Here is an 18533-nt window from a genome sequence, read left to right as displayed (position 1 = left end):
GCCAGGCATGACGTTGTCGGCGCGGGGCTGGCGGGTCGGGATCAGCATCGGATCCGCCGCCACGGTGGCGATGCTGCGCGCACCGGGCATGCGCCCGCGGCCGATCCTGGCCGGCAGTGCGCCGCGCCTGCCGTCGTCGGCCGACCCGGTTTATCCCGGTCACCGCGACCCGTTGCTGGCCGGCTCGATGCTGCCGCAGCACCTGGCGCGGATCGCCCACGAGGTGCACCGGGCCGCGGGCGCCGAGTTCGTCGAGACCACGGTGGCCTGCCCGCCCGAGTGGGGAGACTCGCGGCGGACGGCGCTGGCCGAGGTCGTGACCCGGGCCGGCCTGGGCGGGGTCGAGGTGGTCGCCGAGACCGTGGCCGCCGCGGCGTGCCTGACCGATCTCGACGACGGCGCGGTCGCGCCCGGCGGTCTGCTGCTGGTCTTCGACGCCGGGGCCAGCAGCTGCGACGCCGGTCTGCTGCGCCGCACGCCGGGCGGGTTCGAGACGGTGGCCTTCGAGACGGTGGCCGACACCGGCGGCATCCGCTTCGACACCGACCTGGTCGAGTTCATCGGCGCCCGCATCGCCGGCGAGAACAGAGCGGTCTGGCAGCGCCTGAAGGATCCGCTGACCCCGGTCGACCGGGCCGCCCGCCTGCTGCTGTGGGAGGAGGTGCGCGCGCTCAAGGAACGGCTGTCCGACCAGCACGAGACGACCCTGACCGTGCCCCTGGCCGACACCGTCCTCACGGTGACCCGCGAGGAGTTCGAGACGCTGGCCCGGCCGGTGCTCGACCGGGCCCTGCGCGCGACCCGCGACCTGCTCGACGGCGCGAGTGCGGCCGCGGTGTTCCTGATCGGCGGGTCGAGCCGCATCCCGCTCGTCGGCCGGCTGCTGACCGAGCTCACCGGTCGCGAGCCGATCACCGTGAAGGATCCCGACCTCGTGGTGGCCGAGGGCTGCACGCTGCTGGAGCGCAAGCAGGCCCCACTGATCGACGACGACGTGCAGTTCACCGTCTACCGCCCGCTGCGGCTGCCGCCCAACCGGTGGGAGTCGATGCTCGTCTTCGCGCACAAGTCGGGCCCGGTCGTCGATCCGGTCATCGGGCCGGTCGACCCGATCCGGGAGGTGCGGGCCCGGGCCGAGCGCTTCTTCGGCGGCGGTGCCGACCCTTCCCCCCGTACGGTCGACGCGCACCGGCCGCTCCCCCGCGGCGCGCGGCTGCGGATCGTGCCGGAACTGCCCGGAGTGGAGTGCAACCCGCCCGAACACGTCCTGGACTGGCAGGAGCCCGTGCACGAGCTGGCCTTCCGGCTGCGGGTGGCCCCGACCGCGCCCGAGGTGGTGCGCGGTTTCGTCCGGGTCTGGTGCGGCCCGATCGTGATCGGCGAGGTCTCGCTCGCGCTGCCGATCACCCTGGGCGACGTGCCGGTGGAGCGCACGCCCGAGCCGATCCGCCGCTACCGCAAGATCTTCCCGTCGTACTCGCGCCGTGACGCAGCCGTGGTCGAGGAGTTCGCCACGGCCGCCCGCGCCCTGGGCGATCAGTATCTGCAGGACGTGGTCACCCTGCGGTCCGGTGAACAGTGGAGCCCGCGGCTGCTCGAACTGATCGAGGAAGCCGACGTCTTCCAGCTTTTCTGGTCGAGCAATTCCATGCTCTCCGATTACTGCCGCGCGGAGTGGGAATGCGCGCTGGGCCTGGGACGGCCGTCGTTCGTCCGGCCGCTCTACTGGGAGGATCCGTTGCCCGAGGCGCCCCGTCTGGGGTTGCCCCCGGCCGACCTGCGCCGCCTGCACTTCGCGAGAGTGCCCATCGCCGTGGCGGCCACCGATCCGGCCCGGACCGCTGAGAGCGGGCCCGCGCCGGCCGCCCCGGGCGCCCCGGCGTGGAGCCCACCAAGCCCCGCCGCGCCGCGATCGCCCGCGCCGGCCCCCGTCCCGGCGCCGGCGGCGTCTCTGCGGGTGATCCCGGCCGCCGGCGAACCAGTGCTGTACGGGCTGCCCCGCCAACGCGCCACGATCATCGGGACCGCCGTCAACGCGGACCTGCGGCTGACCGACTCCTACGCGAGCCGCCGCCACGCCGAGATCACCCCGTCCGGCGGGCGGTTCCTGGTCGACGATCTGGGCAGCACGAACGGCACCACGCTCAACGGCCACCGGGTCAACGGGCGCGAGCCGCTGCGGCCGGGCGACGTGATCGGCATCGGCAAGACCAGCCTCGAGTTCACCGAGCCGGTGGCCGCCGCTTCCCCGCCGAGGTCGGCGCCGGCCTCCACCAAGGGCGCCGAGGAGCCGCGCCGGGTCTCGATCGGGCTCGTCGCGACGGGTGCGGCGCTCGCGGTCGCGGGCACGGGGTGGTGGCTTCTCTCCCCGTACGCGGGAATGCTCGTCGGTCTGTGCGGCCTGGCCGCCGGGCTCATCCTGCTCGTCGCCGGCCTCACCCGAAGGGCGTGATCCTCGGTCATGAAGGTGCGGCTCGCCGCGGGGACGCACGACGCTTCCCTCGTACGGGATCTGGTTGATCACGCCTTCACGCCCTACATCGCGCGGATCGGGATGAAGCCGCGGCCGATGACCGCCGACTACGACGCGATCGTGGCCGCCGGGCGCTGCTGGGTCGCCGTCGACGCGGACACGATCGTCGGCATGATCCACCTCGAGACGCAGTCCGATCACCTGGAGGTCGAGACCATCGCCGTCTCCCCCGCCGCCCAGGGCCGGGGCGTCGGCGCGCGGCTGCTGGCCTTCGCCGACCAGCGCGCCCGCGAGCTGGGGCTGCCCGAGGTGCGGCTGTGCACCAACGTCGCCATGGTCGAGAACATCGCCTACTACCCGCGGCGCGGCTATGTGGAGACCCACCGGCAGCGGGAGGACGGCTTCAGCCGGGTCTTCTTCACGAAGGTGCTGTGATCAGTCGCTGCCGAAGTTGATGGCGAACGTGCCCGCCTCGACCCGCGCGATCAGCTCACTCACGTCGGCGGTCTGGCCGAACGTCGTCTCCCAGCCCTCACTGGCCAGGTCGGCCAGCAGCACCGGGGCCGGGTCCTGCCGCAGGTCGAGCACCAGCTGCTCGCGTGAACCGTCACCGCCGATGATCGCGATGCCCGGGTGCGCCTCCACCGTGTCCCGCCAGGCGTCGTGCAGCTCGACCATCTCACGCGGCGAGTGCAGCGAGATGTAGGTGCCGCTCTTGTCCAGCCAGCCGCTGTGCAGCCAGGAGTCGCCCTGCAGGTAGTCGCGCCAGGCCGCGGGCAGCGGATGCCCCAGCGCGGCCTCGGCCTCGGCGAACTCGTCGTCGCTGATCGGGCCGCGGAAGTCGGCCTCCTCGTTGATCGCGCCGGCCAGGCCGCCGTGCGACCTGTCGACCTCGACGCGGGTCACGTAGCCGACACCCTCCGCGGGCACGAGCGACTCGCGGACGATCCGGGTGGCCTCGTCCCGGCCGACGAGCGGGCGCTCGCCGAGATCGGACGGCCAGGAACGCCAGCCGGCCCCGGCCACGAGGTCGAGTTCGGTCTGAGTGGTGGGACGCCAAAGCGTGACGGTGTCGATAGCCCGACATTACCGGCGGATCGGGTGGTTGTTCTGAAAAGCCAGTCGTTCGTCGGCTTCGTCACCGAGAGCCGTCAGCCGGTCGTCCAGGCCCAGGAACACCTCCCACGGCTCGCGCCCCGAGGCGCGAGCCAGCCGGTCCACGATCAGCCGCTCCAGGTCGTCCACGCGCTGGGCCTTCCAGACTTTGTCGGCCAGGCTGACCAGCAGATCCTCCAGCTCCACGCCCTCGGCCGACCACGAGCCGTGCGTCCCGGCGAACCGGGCCAGGCGCTCGGGCACGCCGCGGGACAGCAGGAGCCGGTGGCCCGCCGCCTCGTGCCGGGTGCCCGGCGCCGACAGCTCCTCGACGTGCACGGTCTTGCCGATGTCGTGGGTGGCCGCCCCGAACAGCACCGCCTCGCGGTCCACGACCAGCTCCGGATGGTTGTCGCCGAGCCAGTCCACGATCGAGGCCGCCACGTCGTGCACCAGGCGCAGGTGGGCGACCAGCCGTCGCGGCGCGCCGAGGCCGGCGAGCAGAGCGGTCGCCTCGGGCGGCAGGGGCAGCATCCGGGCCACGCTAGCCGGGACGCGCCACCTCGGCGGCGACCCGGGGTCGGCCCTCCGGGCGGTGGCGCGGTTAGATGGACCCCGAGCCGATACCTGAGGGGGTACACCGTGCCGACGCCGTTCACCGTCGCACGCGCCGAGACCGGGCTGCTGGCCCACTTTCCCGACGTCGTGCGGCTGCCCGACGGCCGCCTGCTCGCCACCTACCGGGAGGGTGCGGGCCACGTCCGCTCGACCGGGCGGATCAGCCTGGTCGAGAGCACCGACGGCGGCGCGACGTGGTCGCCGCCGTGGGTGGCGGTCGACGGCGAGTTCGACGACCGCGACCCGAAACTGGGCCTGCTCGCCGACGGCACCGTGCTGCTGAGCTACTTCGTGATCGACTGGAGCACGACGCCGCTGCACACCACCCACGGCACGTACGTGCATCGCAGCACCGACGGCGGCCGCACGTGGAGCGAGCCGATCCCGGTGGGCACGGCCATGATCGACGAGGGCGGGCGGTTCACCCCGGCCGTGCCGACCTGGGCCGCCTCCCACGGGGGCGCGGCCGCCCTGCCCAACGGCGACGTGCTGCTCCCCCTGTACGGCCGGCTGCCCGGTGAGAAGTGGCAGCAGGCGACGGTGGTGCGCAGCACCGACGGCGGCCGCACGTGGCCCGCCTCCTCGGAGGTGCTGCTGGCCGCCGGCCCCGGCGTGCACTACCAGGAGCCGACGCTGACGGTGCTGGACGACGGCACGGTGGTCGCCCTGATCCGCACCACCGCCGACCAGGCCTGGATGTGCCGCTCCACCGACGACGGGCACACGTGGAGCGAGCCCCAGCCGACCGACATGCCGGCCTCCTCCCACCACGCGCTGCCGCTGAGCACCGGCGAGGTCCTGGTCACGTACGGGGATCTCTCGAAGCGCTTCTCGGACCATCGCGACACCGTGGGCAGGCTGGTGCGCGACCCCGCGAAGACGTGGGACGGCTACCCCGACGTGCAGCTCTACGACTCGGGGCACCCCGACCAGGCCAACCCGTCCAGCGTCGAGGTGGCGCCGGGCAGGTTCCTCACCCTGAGCTTCGACGTGCGGGAGGCCACGGTCGTCGGCGTCTTCACCACGACCGCCGACTATCCGGGCTGAGTCCTCACGCCATCCGCAACCGGAGCACGCCCACCGGCGGCCGGGCCGGCCGCGCTCTGCCGAACCCCGCGGCAAAGCGGGCGGAGGCGGCCCCGGGCTTCGGGGCATCCCTCAACTGCGAACCGGCGCGGCCGATTCTGAGGGCCATGATCGTGCTGTGGGTCCTGCTCGCCGCGGCTGTGGCCGGTGGAGCGTACGTGCTCGGCTCGGCCCGGCGCCGGCGGCGCCACCAGCGGGAGCTCGACGAGATGCGCCTGACCTCCGGCGCGCTGGTCGCGGAACGGGACCGGGAGATCGAGCAGCTGCGCGCCGAGCGCGAGCACCAGCTGCTCGACGCGCAGCAGGAACAGCGCAAGAACAACCACCGGTTGCGGCGCCGGGCCCGCGAGGCCATCGACGAGTCCGGGGCGGTGATCACCGAGCGCCTGCAGGACGTGGTCGAGCAGGTCGGCGCGGCCCGCGAGGCGGCCACCGCCACGCACGGCCGGGTCGCCGAGACCAGCGCCGCGGCCGCGGTGATGGTGAGCCGGGCCCGCTCCGCCGACGAGGCCGCGGCCAAGCTCAACGCCAGCCTGCACCAGGTGGCCGGGATCGCCGGCGTGATCACCGAGATCGCCGCGCAGACCCGGATGCTGGCGTTGAACGCCACGATCGAGGCGGCCCGGGCCGGTGCGGCCGGCAAGGGTTTCGCGGTGGTCGCCGCCGAGGTGAAGAACCTGGCCGACACGACCGCCGAGTCGACCGAGCAGATCGCGGCCACGGTGGCGGCGCTCGAGGCCGACGTGGCCGGGATGGGCGGCACGCTGTCGGCCATCGTGGGCGGGATCGGCGAGATCGAGGGGGCGATGGGCCTGCTCGGCGGGATCGCCGACGACCAGCACCAGATCGTGGAACGGCTCAACAGCACCGTCGGCGCCACGATCGAGCAGATCCAGGACCTGTCCGAGGTGGCCGACCGGCTGGAGCGCCGCCGCAACGAGCGGATGGCCGCGGCCGGGCCGTTGACCGTACGGGTGGCCGGTCGGTCCCCGGTGACCGGGCACCTGGTCGACCTCAGCTCGGACGGCCTCGGATGCCTGGTGCCGCCGCACGCCGCGATTTCGGTCGGCGACAAGGTCAGCGCCGAGATCGGCCTGTCCGGCACGACGGTCACGGTGGGCGGCGAGGTCGTCCGCCGGGCCGACCGCAACGACGGGCGCGAGCTGGGCCTGCAGTTGACGTCGGTCGACCCGGCCGCCCGGCGCCACATCGAGACCTACGTGACGGCGGCGCTGGCCGCGGGCTAGGAACCGCCGAGACAGACGAACCCGGTGCCCGCGGCGGCACCGGCCAGCGCGGCAGCCGCCGACTGCCCGGCACGTAACGCCTGGTGGAAGCGGACCATCACGGCTCGCGCCTCCTCGTCGGCGACCCGGGCCACGCTGGCCACCACGGTGGCGGTGCCCGCCGCGAGCAGCGCCGACGCCATCCCGAACGACTCGTCGCCCGGACGCACCTCGCTCAGGCCCAGCTCGCAGCTCGACAGCACCACCAGGGCGGGTGGCCGGTCCAGTCGCTGCAGGTCGTAGCCGAGCACCGGGCCGCCCGCCAGTTCCAGCGCCGAGAACAGAGCGTTCTCCGCCTCGTGCCGCCCGTGTGCGGCGATGTGGGCCAGCCCGGCCCCGTCGAGCGCCCGCAACGTGGCCGCCGGCCCGGCGTCGTCGGCGGTGAGGACCGTGGCCCCGGGATACAGCGCCGCGATCGAGCCGATCTCGTCGGCACCGCGCTCGTTGCCCGGCCCCGCGACCAGAGTCACCGGTCCGCCGCCCGTACGGTGGCGGGCCAGCCAGGACGTGGCCGAGGGGGCGACGGTGACGGGCCGCCCCGCGCAGGACGGCAGCAGGGCCCACGGCGCGGTCATCAGCACCCCGGTCGGGACCACCACCAGGTCCCGGTGGCCGATCAGGCCGGCCAGGGGGTCGAGCACCGCGGCCTGCAACGCGCGGGCGTCACGCCGGGTCGCCTCGGCCACGGCGACGCTCAGGCGTTCCGGCAGGGCTCGCCCGGCCGCCGTGTCCAGGTCGGCGCGCAGCCGCAGCACCGCCTCCTCGGCCGCCGCCCACTCCCCCAGCCGGGCCAGGCCGGCGCGGTCCCGGGTCACGACGAGTGCTCGCAGCTCCCCTTGATGGCGCACGTACGCCACCAGCGCCGCCTCGCCCAGCCCCGCCCGCACCGCCCCCAGGGTCGCCACCGCACCGCCACCACCCCCGGCACCCCGCAGCGACCAGGCGCTCTCCCGGACCCGCCGTTCCAGCTCACCGGCCCGGGCCCGCAACGCCACCGCGGGCCGCCCCGCCAGCTCGGCCGCCCGCAACGCGAACCGGGTTTGCCGCAGGTCCTCCAGGTCAGCCGCCAGGGCCGGGTCGTCGGGTGGCCGCACCGGGGACAGCAGCAGCGCCTGGGCCCGGGACCGTTCCGACCACCGGTGCACGGCCGCCACCGAGCCGCTCTCCAGCGCCGCCGTCAGCCCGGCCGCGGCCAGGTCGTGCCCGTGCGCGGAGGCGCCGGTCTGCAGGTCGAGGCATCCGAACCGGGCCCGGTGCCGGTGCAGCGTGGCCATCCCCGCCGCCAGCTCCCGCCCGGCCTCCCGCGGGCGACCGGCCGCGCGGGCCAGCTCGGCCCGGGCGAGCCGCCCGAGCAGCCGGGTGTCGAGCCGGTCGTGGCGCCCCGGCCGTCCGTACCGGGCAAGCAACCGCTCGGCGGCCCGGAGAGCCGCCCGCCCGGCGGCCGGCGTGGGTGGCACGAGCCCTGGCCCGGACGGCGTGGACCCAGCGGAGGCGGCGCGGACCAGGGCCCGCACGGCGGTCAGGGCCGCCACCCGCGCGTCCTCGCTCAGCCCCAGCCGCCGCAGTGCTGCGGCCAGTCTTCGGGCCTGCGCAGCGGTGGCCGGCGAGAACGGCGTGGCCCGCAGGCCGAGGAGGGCCGCCGGCGCCGCCCGTCGTGGGTTGCCGCGACGGACGAATGCCGCCCGCGCCTCGGCGGCCCAGGACGCCGCCGCCGTGGCCCGGCCCGCCAGCAGGGCGGCCTCCGCCCGGACGTGCAGGGCCTCGGCCACCGTGTTGTCCTGCCCCTGCGCCCGGGCCTGTTCGACCGCGAGGGCCAGCTCCCGGTCCGCCGCCCCGAACAGCCCGGCCGCGACCAGCGCGCGGGCCCGTTCGACGGCCAGGGTCGGCAGCCGCCCCGGCACCACCCGCGCGTAGGTGGCCCGCGACGCCGCGAACGCCCCCAGCGCGGCCGGCAGGTCCCCGCGGACGACGTCCAGGCAGGCCAGGTTGACCTCCAGCAACGCGGTGCCGAGGTCGAGGCCGTGGCGGCGGCACAGGCGCAGCGCCCGGGTCATGTCGTCGCGAGCCGGCCCGGCCCGGCCCGCGTCGAGGTGCAGCATGCCGCGGTTGTTGAGGGCTTTGGCCAGGTCGAGCGGGTCGGTCAGGCCGGCCACGGCCCGGTCGAACCACGGCATCGCGCGGTCGGCGCGCCCGTTGCGGTTGAACAGCGCGGCCCGCTGGGCGTGCAGCACGGCGAGGCCGTCGGGCGGGGTCAGCGGTTCGGCCTCGTCGAGCAGGCGGTGCCCGAGGTCGACGCGGCCGCGTTCGGCCTCGGCCCAGGCCAGCGTGACCAGCACCCGGCCGCGGGAGGCGGGCTCGCCGGTCAGGCGCAGGGCGGCCCGCAGGCGGCGCACGGCCAGGGCGGGCCGGCCGTCGTCACTGGCGGCCAGCCCGGCCGCGAACAGCTCCCCCGCGCGTCCGCTCAGAGCACCAGCGATGGCGTCACCACCCGGCCGGTTCCGTCCGCGCCCTCCACGAGCAGCTGGGCCAGGCCGTGCGGGACCTCGTCGAAGACGAACCGGCCGGCGGGGTCGGCCACGACCGTACGGGATCCCGTGGGTTCGGGCAGGCGCAGCTCGACCCGCAGGGCGCCGCCGGGGGCGAGCCAGCCGTCGATCCGGACGAGGTTGTCGGACCGCTCGACCACCGTGATCATGACCGTTCGGCTGTCCGCCTCGAACGTGATCGTGCGGGTGCGTTCGGCCGCACGGGCGCCCGACCCGGCGTACGCGGTCGCGGTCAGCCGGGCCACCTCGGCGTCGGCCTGGTCGAGTTCGATGGCGAAGAGCACCCGCTCGTCGAGGTCGGGCGGCGCGGGGTCGAGCCGGGCGATGCGCCGGAGGATGTCGGCGTCCACAGGGTCATCCATGACTCCCCCAGCCGGGGTCGGCGAGCAGCATCGAGCGCAGTTTGGCCAGGCAGCGGGCGCGGGTGGGGCCGATGCTGCCGTGCGGCATGCCCAGGCCGGCCGCGATGGCCGCGTAGTCGGGGCGGCGCACCTCGGCCACGATGCTCAGCAGTTCCCGGCAGCGCTCGGACAGCCGCGCGAAGTGTTCCCACAGCACCCGGTCGCGTTCGTCGGTGAGCACCCGCTGGTCGGGGGCCGGAGCCGGATCGACGGCGGCGTCGAGCACGGCCCCCGAGTCGGGCACGTCGCGGCGGCCGCGCTGCTGCCGGTGCCACGACTCGCGCCGGGTGGCGGTGATCAGCCAGGCCGTCACGGCCCGCGGCGTACGGATCTCGTGGATGCGGCGCAGCAGTTCGAGCCACGTCGTCTGGACCACGTCGGCCGCGTCCTCGGCCGACAGGCCCTGCCCCCGGGCCACCCGCCACAGCACCGGGTTGAGCTCGTGCACGAGTTCGCGCAGGGACTCCCGGTCGCCGTCGCGGGCCCGTTCCAGCAGGGCGCCGAGGTGCGGGTCAGCGGACATGAGGCCGGGCCAGGTCGCCGGCGAAGTTGGCCGCCGCGAACGACGTCCCGCTCCACCGGGCGAGCTTGTCGCCGGGCAGGGGCCCGACCACGTCCACGCCGTCGCGATAGCGGTCGACCCAGTCGCCGTAGTTGCTGAACTCGGCGTGGTAGCGACCGAAACCGGCGCCGACACCGGTGACGAACTCGAAGGCAGCCGGGTAGATCGGCGAGCTGGTCTGGTGGTCGTTGCCGGCCGAGGCGACCAGCGGGATCCCCAGTCCGGCCAGTCGTTCCAGCGCCTTGCGCAGCAGTTCCACGGTGTCGACGGCGTCGTCCTCGCGGCCGAAGGCCATGCAGACCACGTCGACCGGGCGTTCCCGGCGGTCGTAGTAGCTCGCGAGCCACTCCAGCGCCTCGATCACGGTGTGTTCCTCGACCCGGCCCTGGTCGTCCATGACGCGCAGCGACAGGACCTGGGCGCTGGGGGCGGCCTGCCGGATCAGCCCGGCGATGAAGGTGCCGTGCCCGGTGGCCGACACGTCGCCGGAGTGGATCTCGTGTACGCGGCCGTTCCACGGTCGGGGGGCCGGGAGGTCCTCGGGCAGCAGCAGGAACGGGTCGCCGTCGTCGGCGGCGAACCACTCGTGTTTCTGCACCCCGGTGTCGAGCAGGGCGACGACCGGGCGGCGCAGGCTGCCTCCGGGGGCGGTGGCGGCGAAGGCCGGGGGCCGCAGGTCGGGCGGCTCGCCGGTCAGCTCGGACCACGAGGTGCCGTGGCCCCAGTGCCGGCCCAGCAGCTTGAACGTCCCGCCCAGGAGCAGCGGGACCCGCCTGCTCCCGGCACCGGGCCGCTGCGCCTGCAGGGTGTCGCAGACGTCCCTGGCGTCGGTGCCCGCGCGCACTTCGACCACGGCCCGGCCCCCGGCGCGGCGCCCGGTGTGCACCAGGGGGCCGTCGCGGCCCGGACTGAGCAGTTCGTTGAGGTCGCCCACCTCGGCCGCCGTGAGCCCGGGCTCGAAGGTGAGAGTGTCCACGCTGTACCGTTCCGCATCCATGTCTGACTCCGCCGTGCAGTCCGATCGTCACCGGTGATGGGTCCACGTGAAGCGCGCAGATACCTCATCGTGGCCATCGGCGGCACGGAACACGCTCCCCCGAACGGACGAGCGGCGCGGCTAAGCGTCCCGGAAAACCTGCTCCACCATGGTCAGGAGGGTGGCGGCGAGCAGCCGGTGCACCTGGGCCCGGGTCAGCACGCCCCGTTGCAGCCATTCGCGGGCGGTCGAGACGGCCAGCCCCACGTACGAGCGGGCCATCGCGTGCCGGGCCGGGCCGGCCGCGCCCTGGCCGACGGCGGTCAGCACGGCGTCGGCGGCGGCGTCGATGGCCTCGGCGATCACCCGGTCGACGTCGGTGTCGCCGGCCATGCCCCCGGCGGTGATCGCGGCCAGCCAGGAGCGGCTGTGCCGGGAGACGACGTCGAGGAACCAGCCGACGATCGCGTCGACGCGGGTGGGCAGGTCACCCTCGGGCAGCCCGGCGATGGCCACGCCGGGCACGGTCAGCATCACCCGGATGACCTCCAGGTAGAGCTCTTTCTTGGTGCCGAAGTAGTGGTTGACCAGCCCGCGGGCGACGCCGGCGGCCCGGGCCACGTCGGTGGTCGACACGTCGGCGTAGCCGCGCTCGCCGAACAGCCGGACGGCCTCCGCCAGGATCTGCGCACGCCGGGCGTCGGGTTCGAGGCGCCGGCGCGGTCCGGCCTCCACACTCATCGTGTGGACCTTACGCCACACCGTTGTTGACAGCCCGCCAATAACTCGAAAAGGTAAGACCATGCCCACCCCAGGACTGGACGGGTACGCCCCGGCGTGGCTCAAGCCCGAGCACGACGACCTCGCCGCGCTGGCCCGCAACTTCTTCACCCGAGAGGTGCTGCCCCACGCGGCCCGGCACGAGCAGCAAGGTCACCCCGATCGCCAGCACTACCGGCAGGCCGGCGCGCTCGGGCTGCTGGGACTGAGCGTTCCCGAGCCGTACGGGGGCGGGGGCGGCGACTTCACCCATGAGGCGGTCATGCTGCACGAGCAGCAGGCCGTGGGCGAGGGCAGCCTCGGCCTGGCCGTGCACAGCGGCATCGTGACGGGCTACCTGGTGGCGTACGGGAACGAGGAGCAGAAGAGGCGGTGGCTGCCCGGACTGTGCTCGGGCGACCTGGTCGGCGCGATCGGCATGACCGAGCCCGGCGGCGGCTCCGACCTGCAGGAGATCACGACCCGCGCGATCCGCGACGGCGACGACTACGTGATCAGCGGGTCGAAGACCTTCATCACCAACGGCGGCCTGGCCGACCTGCTGATCCTCGCGGTCAAGACCGACCCGGCGCAGAAGGCGGCCGGGATGAGCCTAATCGTCTGCGAGCTCAGCGACGACGCCCCCGGGTTCCGGCGCGGGCGCCTCCTGGAGAAGATCGGGCTGCACGCCAACGACACCGCCGAGCTGTTCTTCGACGAGTTCCGGGTGCCCGCGGCCAACCTGCTCGCCGGCGAGGGCCAGGGGTTCTTCCAGATGATGCGGCAACTCCCCCAGGAACGCCTGGTGATCGGCGTGGGCGCGGTGGCCGCGATGCAGCGGGCCGTCGAGCTGACCACCGCGTACGCGAAAGAGCGGACCGCTTTCGGCAAGCCGCTCATCGGCCACCAGCACACCCGCATGGTGCTGGCCGAGTGCGCCACCCGTACGCGGGTCGCCCGGGTCTTCCTGGACGACTGCATCGAGCGGCACGTCCGCGGCGAGCTCGACGTGGCCACCGCGGCCATGGCCAAGGCGTGGCTGACCGAGGGACAGTGCGAGGTGGTGGACCGCTGCCTGCAGATCTTCGGCGGCTACGGCTACACCACGGAGTATCCGATCGCGCGGATGTACGCCGACGCCCGCGTGCAGAAGATCTACGGCGGCACCAACGAGATCATGAAGGAGCTGATCGCCCGTGTCCTCTGAGGCCTTCGTGTACGACGCGGTGCGCACCCCGCGCGGCCGCGGCAAGGAGAACGGCGCGCTGCACGGGGTCAAACCGATCTCGTTGGTCACCGGCCTGCTCGACGCGCTGCGGGCCCGGCTGCCGGGCCTCGACCCGGCCCGCGTCGACGACCTCGTCCTGGGCATCGTCACCCCGGTCGGCGAGCAGGGCGGCGACCTCGCCCGCGCCGCCGCGCTGCTGGCGGGGCTGCCCGACACGGTGGCCGGGGTGCAGCTCAACCGCTTCTGCGGCTCAGGCCTGGAGGCGGTCAACCAAGCCGCCGCGCGCATCCGGTCGGGCTGGGAGCACCTGATCGTCGCGGGTGGCGTGGAGTCGATGTCGCGCAACCCGATGGGCTCGGACGGCGGGGCCTGGTTCTCCGACCCCGAGACGTCGTTCGCCACCGACTTCGTGCCCCAGGGCATCAGCGCCGACCTGATCGCGACGCTGGAGGGCTTCACCCGCGCAGACGTCGACACGTACGCGGTGCGGTCGCAGGACAGGGCGGCCAAGGCGTGGGCCGGCGGCCACTTCGCGCGTTCGATCGTGCCCGTGCGCGACGCCAACGGCCTCGACATCCTGACCACCGACGAACATCCCCGCCCCGACACGACGGTCGAAGGGCTGGGCCGGCTGCGTCCCTCCTTCGCCCGTACGCCCTTCTTCGACGCCGTGGCTCTGCGCAAGTTCCACTGGCTGGAACGTCTGGACCACGTGCACCACGCGGGCAACTCGTCGGGCATCGTGGACGGTGCCGGCCTCGTGCTCATCGGCTCGGCGGCAGCAGGCGAGGAACTGGGCCTGACCCCGCGCGCCCGCATCGCCGGGGCGGCCGTCACGGGCGCCGACCCGACCCTGATGCTCACCGGCCCCGCCCCCGCGACACGCAAGGCCCTGGCCGCGGCAGGACTGACCGTCGGCGACATCGACCTGTTCGAGATCAATGAGGCGTTCGCCGCCGTGGTCCTCAAATACATCCGTGACCTCGAGCTCGACCCCGACACGGTCAACGTCAACGGCGGCGCGATCGCCTTCGGCCACCCGCTCGGCGCGACCGGCGCGATGCTGCTCGGCACCGCGCTCGACGAGCTGGAACGCCGCGACCAGCGCCGGGCCGTGGTCACCCTGTGCATCGGCGGCGGCATGGGCGTCGCGACAGTCCTGGAGAGGCTCTGATGATCGACTACTCCCGCGGCGACGACGGCATCGTCACGCTCACCCTGGACGACCCGGCGCAGTCGGCCAACACCATGAACGAGACGTACGTGGCGGCCATGTCGGCCGCCGTGGACCGCCTGTACGCCGAGCGTGAGCAGGTCACCGGCGTGATCGTGACCAGCGCCAAGAAGACGTTCTTCGCGGGCGGCGACCTGCCCTCGATGGCCCGCGCCACCACCGGCGACGCGCCCGCACTGTTCACGCTGCTCAGTAGGATCAAGCAGGACTTCCGGCGCCTGGAGACGTACGGACGGCCGGTCGTGGCCGCGGTGAACGGGGCCGCGCTGGGCGGCGGGCTCGAGGTGGCCCTGGCCTGCCACCACCGGATCGCACTGGACCGGCCGTCCACCCGGCTCGGCTTCCCCGAGGTCACCCTGGGGCTGCTGCCCGGCGCGGGCGGCGTCACCCGCACGGTCCGGATGCTCGGCCTGGCCCCCGCGCTGACGACCTGGTTGCTCAGCGGCCGTCGCCTGCGCCCGGCCGACGCCCTGGCCCACGGCCTCGTGGACGCGCTCGCGGCGACCCCGGCCGAGCTGCTCGCGCAGGCCCGCGAGTGGATCCGGGCCAACCCCGGCGCGGCCCAGCCCTGGGACCGCGACGGCTACCGCCTGCCCGGCGGCCTGCCCGCGGCGCACCTGCCCGCCTTCCCGGCCACCCTGCGCCAGCAACTCAAGGGGGCCTCGCTGCCCGCGCCCGAGGCGATCCTGGCCACCGCGGTGGAGGGAGCCCAGGTCGACTTCGCCACGGCCCAGGTGATCGAGACCCGGCACCTGATCACCCTGCTCACCGGGCAGATCGCCAAGAACATGATCGGCGCCCTCTTCTTCGACATGCGCGCGGTCAACGGCGGCCTGGCCCGCCCGTCCGTCGAGGTGAGCGAGCCACGCCGGGTGGCCGTGCTGGGTGCGGGCATGATGGGCGCCGGCATCGCGCAGGCCTGCGCCCGGGCCGGGCTCGAGGTCGTGGTCAAGGACGTCACCCCGCAACTGGCGGCGCGGGCGGCCGGGCCCGGCATCACCACCACGGCCGACGTGGCCGCGCTGACCGGCTGCGACGTGGTCATCGAGGCTGTCTTCGAGGACCCGGAGCTCAAGCGGCAGGTCTTCGCCGAGGTGCTGCCGGTGCTGGCCCCGGACGCGCTGCTCGCCTCCAACACGTCGACGCTGCCGATCACCGGGCTGGCCACGGGGGTGGAACGGCCGGGCGACTTCATCGGCATGCACTTCTTCTCGCCCGTCGCCAAGATGCCGCTGCTGGAGATCGTCGTCGGGGCGCAGACGTCGGACGCCGCCGTGGCCCGCGCCTTCGACCTGGGCCGGCTGATCGGCAAGACCCCGATCGTGGTCAACGACGGGCGCGGGTTCTTCACCAGCCGGGTCATCGGCACCTTCCTCGACGAGGCCATCGGAATGCTGGCCGAGGGGGTGCCGGCGCCGTCGATCGAGCACGCCGCGCTGCAGGCCGGCTATCCGACCGGTCCCCTCGCGCTCGCCGACGAGGTCAGCCTGACCCTCGCGCAGCGGATCGCGGCTTCCGCACCCGTACGGCTGCCGTCGCACGACGTGATCGACGCGATGGTCGACCGGCACGACCGGCCGGGCCGTTCCGCCGGGCGCGGCTTCTACACGTACGAATCGGCCAAGTCGCTGTGGGAAGGGCTCGCCGGCATGGCCACGCCCGAGGGCCGCGCCGTGCCGCTGGCCGATCTGAAGGACCGGTTCCTGTTCGTCGAAGCCCTCGACGCGCGGCGCTGCCTGGCCGAAGGGGTGTTGCGCACGGCCGAGGACGGCAACGTCGGCTCGATCCTGGGCATCGGCTACCCGGCCTGGACGGGCGGGGTGCTGCGCTTCGCCGACCAGCACGAGGACTTCGCGGGGCGGGCCCGCGAGCTGGCGGCCCGGTACGGCACGCGATTCGAGCCCGCGTGACGGCGCTGACCGGCGTGCGGGTGCTCGAACTGGCCGGCCTGGCGCCAGGGCCGTTCGGCTGCATGCTGCTGGCCGACCTGGGCGCCGACGTGGTGCGGGTGGACCGTCCCGGCGGCTCCGGACTGCCGCCGGGACCGCTCGACCGCAACCGCCGGACGCTCACGCTCGACCTCAAGAACCCGGCCGACGTGGCCTCGTTCATCCGCCTGGCCGAGCGGGCCGACGTGCTCGTGGAAGGCTACCGGCCCGGTGTCGCCGAGCGGCTGGGCATCGGACCGGCCCACTGCCACCAGGTCAACCCCGGTCTGGTGTACGCCCGGATGACCGGCTGGGGCCAGGACGGGCCGCTGGCCGCGCGGGCCGGCCACGACATCGACTACCTGGCCGTGGCGGGCGCCCTGGAACCCCTCGGCCGGGCCGGGCAGCGGCCGCACGCGCCGATCAACCTGCTGGCCGACTTCGCCGGGGGCGGGATGCTGCTCGCCGTGGGGGTCCTGGCGGCGCTCGTGGAACGCTCCCGGTCCGGGCTGGGCCAGGTGGTGGACGCGGCCATGGTCGACGGCTCGGCGCTGCTCACCACATTCCTGCACGGCATGATCGCGGGCGGGGCGTGGGCCGGCGGACGCGGCGCGAACCTGCTCGACGGCGGTGCGCCCTTCTACGACACGTACGAGACGTCCGACGGCGGGTTCATGGCCGTGGGGGCCATCGAGCCGCCGTTCTACCGGGCCCTGCTGGGCGGGCTCGGCCTCGGCGAGCAAGACCTTCCGGCCCCGTACGACCCCTCGGGCTGGGCTGCCCTGCGATCGCTTTTCGCCGCGCGCTTCCGCACCCGTACGCGGGACGAATGGACGGCCGTATTCGAAGGGCTGGACGCCTGTGTCGCCCCGGTGCTCTCCCCCACCGAGGCCCCCACGCACCCGCACAACCGGGCCCGCTCGACGTTCGTCGACGTGTCCGGGCTCACGCAGCCCGCACCCGCCCCGCGATTCGGTCGTACGGCGGCCAAGACCCCGGAACCGCCCGCCGCCACGACCGTCGCGGAGATCCTGGCCGGCTGGCCCCTCAGGAGCCCGTGAGCCAGCGCGCCGCGGCCGCGTACGTGTCGTCCGGCGTGTTGCTGAAGGCGATCGCCGCGCCCGGAGCGTGCCGGTGCACCAGGTTGATGACCCGCTCGAACAACTCGACGTCGCCGCGCACACCCCCGCCCACCACGACAACTTCCCACGCCCGCTCCCGCAGTGCCGCGCTCACCACGGCCTCGATGTCGTCGCTGCCGTCCAACCCGACCAGACAGGCGCGCGCGGGCACCCCCGCCTCCTCGAAGCGGGCCATCCCGGCCGCGATCCCCTCCGCGACCGGCGTGGGATCCCAGGGGCCGGGCACCCGGTACGGGTCGAGGCCGATCACCAGAACTCGTGGGTCGCCGTCCATGCCAGGATGATCCCATGCTGTACGGATATCAGGGTTCCATGAAGACCAGGCCCGGCCACCGCGACGAGGTGGCCACCATCCTGACCAGCGGCGCCGACGGTTTGAAAGCGGCGGGCTGCCACCTCTACGTGGTCGGGTTGGACGCCACGGACGACGTCACGATCTGGGTGACCGAGGCCTGGGACTCCAAGGAGGCCCACGACGCCTCCCTCCTTCTGCCCGAGACGCGCGCCTTCATCGCCCGCGCCATGCCGCTGCTGACCGGCGAGTTCACCAGCCGGGAAACCCGTATCGCGGGCGGTCTCGGGGTCTAGCGGAACAGCCGCCCGGCAACCCGGCTCGCCCGGCGGCGCTTGCTCCCCCGTGGAGCAGGCGCCGCCGCAAGGTTTCGGCCGGGATGGTCAGCGCGCGAGGCGCGCCGGCTCAGTAGCCCAGCGAGCCCAAGCAGGCACTGCCCGCGCTTTGCAGAATCATGTAGTAGTTGTAGCCGTACACGCCCTCGATGTATCCGCCGCCGTAGGCCTTGGACGGTCCGACCTGCCGGCCGGTGTCGTTGTCGTAGATTTTCCCCCACCCGCACGGCGCGATGCTGTAGTGAAGCCAGTTGCCCGACGCGGCCCGGACGAAATCCGTCCGGCAGCTCCCGAAGGGGAGCGTGAAACAACTTGACGTCAGGGCGGAGGCATTGGCCGCCTGCGCGGTCCCCGCCAGCAACGTAACGGTTGACGCCACCGCCACCAGGCCCGTCCTGACGGTCCTCGATACAGCAGACTTCGTGGTCCGCCCGCCCGGCTTCACGATTCGCGCCCCCGCGGAATGCCGCGCGAGCAATCTGGAAATCGACGCGCCGCCGGCCTTCTTCCCGTTTCGGCTCACCACCGGTCCTCCCCCGTCAAAGGCATTTCCCCGGCCTTTCCGGCCGCAC

General features: G+C 74.0%; 18 protein-coding genes. 9 read left to right on the top strand and 9 right to left on the bottom strand.

What is annotated here, in order from left to right:
- Nucleotides 1-7: 7 nt before the first annotated feature.
- Nucleotides 8-2452, top strand: a complete 2445-nt coding sequence (locus BKA14_RS09200; RefSeq protein WP_184950487.1) for an Hsp70 family protein — start codon at nucleotides 8-10, stop codon at nucleotides 2450-2452.
- A 9-nt stretch (nucleotides 2453-2461) separates the two neighbouring features.
- Complete coding sequence (locus BKA14_RS09195; protein WP_184950486.1) at nucleotides 2462-2908, top strand: GNAT family N-acetyltransferase; 447 nt, start codon at nucleotides 2462-2464, stop codon at nucleotides 2906-2908.
- Here BKA14_RS09195 and BKA14_RS09190 read toward each other — a convergent pair whose 3' ends face one another.
- Together BKA14_RS09190 and BKA14_RS09185 are read right to left on the bottom strand one after the other, a co-directional pair.
- Nucleotides 2909-3499: an SMI1/KNR4 family protein gene (locus tag BKA14_RS09190; RefSeq protein WP_184950485.1), complete on the bottom strand. Its 591-nt coding sequence runs from the start codon at nucleotides 3497-3499 to the stop codon at nucleotides 2909-2911.
- A 60-nt stretch (nucleotides 3500-3559) separates the two neighbouring features.
- Entirely contained in the window at nucleotides 3560-4102 is a 543-nt protein-coding gene (locus BKA14_RS09185) for an HD domain-containing protein (protein ID WP_184950484.1), read from the bottom strand.
- A gap of 108 nt (nucleotides 4103-4210) precedes the next feature.
- Here BKA14_RS09185 and BKA14_RS09180 point away from each other — a divergent pair, with 108 nt between their 5' ends.
- Nucleotides 4211-5233: a sialidase family protein gene (locus BKA14_RS09180; protein ID WP_184950483.1), complete on the top strand. Its 1023-nt coding sequence runs from the start codon at nucleotides 4211-4213 to the stop codon at nucleotides 5231-5233.
- Nucleotides 5234-5379: 146 nt separating this feature from the next.
- Nucleotides 5380-6519 carry a methyl-accepting chemotaxis protein gene (locus tag BKA14_RS09175; protein WP_184950482.1) on the top strand — a complete coding sequence of 380 codons (1140 nt, stop codon included), beginning with the start codon at nucleotides 5380-5382 and terminating at the stop codon, nucleotides 6517-6519.
- Here BKA14_RS09175 and BKA14_RS09170 read toward each other — a convergent pair.
- From BKA14_RS09170 to BKA14_RS09150, 5 genes are all read right to left on the bottom strand, one after another.
- On the bottom strand, nucleotides 6516-8951 hold the full coding sequence (locus BKA14_RS09170; protein WP_184950481.1) for a CHAT domain-containing protein: 2436 nt from the start codon (nucleotides 8949-8951) through the stop codon (nucleotides 6516-6518). The genes BKA14_RS09175 and BKA14_RS09170 overlap by 4 nt on opposite strands.
- A 68-nt stretch (nucleotides 8952-9019) precedes the next feature.
- On the bottom strand, nucleotides 9020-9466 hold the full coding sequence (locus BKA14_RS09165; protein ID WP_203721898.1) for a carboxypeptidase regulatory-like domain-containing protein: 447 nt from the start codon (nucleotides 9464-9466) through the stop codon (nucleotides 9020-9022).
- The gene (locus tag BKA14_RS09160) at nucleotides 9459-10028 is read right to left on the bottom strand and encodes an RNA polymerase sigma factor (RefSeq protein WP_184950480.1); all 570 of its coding nucleotides are present in this window, start codon (nucleotides 10026-10028) and stop codon (nucleotides 9459-9461) included. The genes BKA14_RS09165 and BKA14_RS09160 overlap by 8 nt, the downstream gene beginning before the upstream one ends.
- On the bottom strand, nucleotides 10018-11064 hold the full coding sequence (locus BKA14_RS09155; protein ID WP_184950479.1) for a S8 family peptidase: 1047 nt from the start codon (nucleotides 11062-11064) through the stop codon (nucleotides 10018-10020). Before BKA14_RS09155 ends, BKA14_RS09160 begins: the two co-directional genes overlap by 11 nt.
- A gap of 120 nt (nucleotides 11065-11184) precedes the next feature.
- On the bottom strand, nucleotides 11185-11784 hold the full coding sequence (locus BKA14_RS09150; RefSeq protein WP_184950478.1) for a TetR/AcrR family transcriptional regulator: 600 nt from the start codon (nucleotides 11782-11784) through the stop codon (nucleotides 11185-11187).
- Between the two features lie 61 nt (nucleotides 11785-11845).
- On the opposite strand from BKA14_RS09150, the gene BKA14_RS09145 reads away from it, so the two are divergent.
- The 4 genes from BKA14_RS09145 to BKA14_RS09130 are packed head-to-tail and all read left to right on the top strand — an operon-like array spanning nucleotide 11846 to nucleotide 17253.
- Entirely contained in the window at nucleotides 11846-13009 is a 1164-nt protein-coding gene (locus tag BKA14_RS09145; RefSeq protein WP_184950477.1) for an acyl-CoA dehydrogenase family protein, read from the top strand.
- On the top strand, nucleotides 12999-14204 hold the full coding sequence (locus BKA14_RS09140; RefSeq protein WP_184950476.1) for an acetyl-CoA C-acetyltransferase: 1206 nt from the start codon (nucleotides 12999-13001) through the stop codon (nucleotides 14202-14204). Before BKA14_RS09145 ends, BKA14_RS09140 begins: the two co-directional genes overlap by 11 nt.
- Entirely contained in the window at nucleotides 14204-16174 is a 1971-nt protein-coding gene (locus BKA14_RS09135) for a 3-hydroxyacyl-CoA dehydrogenase NAD-binding domain-containing protein (protein ID WP_184950475.1), read from the top strand. Before BKA14_RS09140 ends, BKA14_RS09135 begins: the two co-directional genes overlap by 1 nt.
- Nucleotides 16171-17253 carry a CaiB/BaiF CoA transferase family protein gene (locus tag BKA14_RS09130; protein WP_184950474.1) on the top strand — a complete coding sequence of 361 codons (1083 nt, stop codon included), beginning with the start codon at nucleotides 16171-16173 and terminating at the stop codon, nucleotides 17251-17253. Before BKA14_RS09135 ends, BKA14_RS09130 begins: the two co-directional genes overlap by 4 nt.
- Here BKA14_RS09130 and BKA14_RS09125 read toward each other — a convergent pair.
- On the bottom strand, nucleotides 17240-17608 hold the full coding sequence (locus BKA14_RS09125) for a hypothetical protein (protein WP_184950473.1): 369 nt from the start codon (nucleotides 17606-17608) through the stop codon (nucleotides 17240-17242). The two genes, BKA14_RS09130 and BKA14_RS09125, sit on opposite strands and share 14 nt — an antisense overlap.
- Nucleotides 17609-17622: 14 nt before the next feature.
- On the opposite strand from BKA14_RS09125, the gene BKA14_RS09120 reads away from it, so the two are divergent.
- Nucleotides 17623-17922, top strand: coding sequence for a putative quinol monooxygenase (locus BKA14_RS09120; RefSeq protein WP_184950472.1), 300 nt, complete (start codon nucleotides 17623-17625; stop codon nucleotides 17920-17922).
- Between the two features lie 109 nt (nucleotides 17923-18031).
- On the opposite strand, the gene BKA14_RS09115 is transcribed toward BKA14_RS09120, so the two are convergent.
- A complete protein-coding gene (locus BKA14_RS09115; RefSeq protein WP_184950471.1) occupies nucleotides 18032-18487 on the bottom strand; it encodes a hypothetical protein in 456 nt (151 codons plus the stop codon).
- Between the last annotated feature and the right edge of the window lie 46 nt (nucleotides 18488-18533).

This window comes from Paractinoplanes abujensis (assembly GCF_014204895.1).
Lineage (GTDB): Bacteria > Actinomycetota > Actinomycetes > Mycobacteriales > Micromonosporaceae > Actinoplanes > Actinoplanes abujensis.
Note: the sequence above shows the minus strand (reverse complement) of the source record. Positions and strands in the feature narration are given on the sequence as shown.